Here is a 1,930-nt window from a genome sequence, read left to right as displayed (position 1 = left end):
AAAAATCAAGTGGTTTTAGATTACTTAGCGGCGGAATAAGTTAGCTGTAAGCTGTAAGCTGTAAGCTGTAAGCTGTAAGCTGTAAGCTGTAAGCTGTAAGCTGTAAAAAATATACAAAAGCGTTGCTCTAGGGCAACGCTTTTTTATTAGCGTTTATTGAATAAAGTACAGTGACTCGTTACATAATAAATTAACCATAAGCGCCACTTGAATATATAAGCTCGTAACTGTGGCTATAAATTTCTAAAATATTGCCAAACGGGTCTTCCATGTAAATCATGCGGTATGGTTTTTCCCCTGGGTAATAATAGCGCGGCGCTTTCATACGCTTTTTTCCGCCCGCGGCCACTATTTTATCAGCGAGTCCTTCTACATCAGGGTCTTGTACGCATAAATGAAATATTCCCGTTTTCCAATACTCAAAATTATTTTTTGGGTTTTGCTGATTTTTAAATTCAAATAGCTCAACCCCCACCCTATCCCCTGTTGATAAATGGGCTATTTTAAAACTGCCCCACCCAGCACCAAATACATCAGTACACATCTCACCAATCGGTGATTTATCTTCTGTTATTTGTGTGGGTTTCATAATTAAATACCAGCCCAGCACCTCAGTATAAAACTTAACCGCTTTTTCTAGGCTTGGCACTGACACACCAATATGCGAAAACGTGCGCGGATAAGGCATTGGCGAATCAGCTAAGCCATTTGCTTGCTCGCCTTTATCAGCTGCTTGCAGGTTGGCATTAGCATTTAAACTTGTAAACAGCATAGGCAGCGCGGCAGCACCCAACCCAGCAGCCGATAACTTCATAAAGTCTCTTCGATTTAGCTCTTTTTTACTCATGGCATGTTCCTTAACGGCAAAGGCGTTAAATGTAATTAAAGGAATTAGCCATGATAAATGATTGTAGTGAGGACAAAAAATTATCAAATATGATATTTATGATTACGTTTTGTGATGGTGAGAGCTGTAATATTTTTATTATTTTACTGGGGTTCTATAAATATTTAGGCTTTGTAATACATTATCTGCAACTAAAAAATTAGGTATAACATGTACGAGCAAAGCGCCTGATTTCAACGCAACCTTTATACTTGCCTCGTTTCTCTCTAGGCACCTAAATTCGATAAATTTAACATGAGTGCTCGTGAGTAGCTGCGTAGCTTTTGAAATGATTTGACTAATAATCCCGTTACCATGCGCGTTTTGAGCTAGCCAATAGCCTAATTCAGCAACTGCCGAATCGGGACATATTGATTTAATGGCAAATACACCACAAAACTTACCTTTAAAGTTTATTTTGAACCATCGTGAACCACTTTTTCCGCTATTTACTCGTTCAAAAATATATTTATGGGCCGACGCTATGTCTGACACATCTTTAACCCAGTAAAGATATTTTGCTAAATTAATACGGTTTTCATTAACTAATCTTAAAACATCAGGAGCATCACTTTCTAATAAAGGTGAGAGCTTTATGTCTTTTGATATTTTTATATGTAAATACTTTTCCATTTAACTTTTGATCTCCGTATATCCTTAATTACACTTTAAAATACCCAAAATAAACTTTAAGTGGCTAATTTCCAATCTATTTGATAAAAAGATAAAAAAAGGAGAATTTAATTTTGAGTAAGGCAATCAAATTTCGAGTGTATTTAGCCGCATTGATTATATGTGTTATTGGCTTTATGTTTTCACCAGCGAGTAGCCAGTTTTATACAAACCCGTTTTATATTGGCAGTTTTATTTTTGCAATCGCGCTGATTATGAATGTTATTAATTACTTTTGCCCAAATTGTAAGAAAAACCAGGTAATGCAATCAGCTACTAGCTATCGCCTGCCAAAAAATAAATGCTATCACTGCGGGGAAGAAATTAATTAGCCTTTTCGGATGGCCCTTTGCTTATCCGACCTACGCGTTT

2 protein-coding genes and 1 pseudogene are annotated in these 1,930 nt (G+C 36.6%); all 3 read right to left on the bottom strand.

All coding sequences use genetic code 11. The features are described 5' to 3' along the window. Positions 1–190 precede the first annotated feature (190 nt). On the bottom strand, positions 191–688 hold the full coding sequence (locus CWC04_RS19170; protein ID WP_039972524.1) for a lactoylglutathione lyase family protein: 498 nt from the start codon (positions 686–688) through the stop codon (positions 191–193). 78 nt (positions 689–766) lie between these two features. Beyond that, positions 767–847: pseudogene (locus CWC04_RS20025) on the bottom strand (twin-arginine translocation signal domain-containing protein); the annotation flags it as partial. Between the two features lie 138 nt (positions 848–985). Next, positions 986–1,519 (bottom strand): GNAT family N-acetyltransferase, encoded by a 534-nt coding sequence (locus CWC04_RS19165; protein ID WP_138686188.1) that lies wholly within the window; start codon positions 1,517–1,519, stop codon positions 986–988. Between the last annotated feature and the right edge of the window lie 411 nt (positions 1,520–1,930).

It is taken from the genome of Pseudoalteromonas sp. S2893, assembly GCF_005887105.1.
Taxonomy (GTDB): Bacteria; Pseudomonadota; Gammaproteobacteria; order Enterobacterales; family Alteromonadaceae; genus Pseudoalteromonas; species Pseudoalteromonas atlantica.
The sequence above is the reverse complement of the archived record's forward strand: the minus strand, read 5'-3'. Positions and strand labels throughout refer to the sequence as shown.

What these genes read in the sequence shown, in the direction of transcription:
- CWC04_RS19170 (WP_039972524.1), bottom strand. Translation starts at nt 688, where the DNA reads ATGCCTTATCCGCGCACGTTTTCGCATATTGGTGTGTCAGTGCCAAGC.
- CWC04_RS19165 (WP_138686188.1), bottom strand. Translation starts at nt 1,519, where the DNA reads ATGGAAAAGTATTTACATATAAAAATATCAAAAGACATAAAGCTCTCA.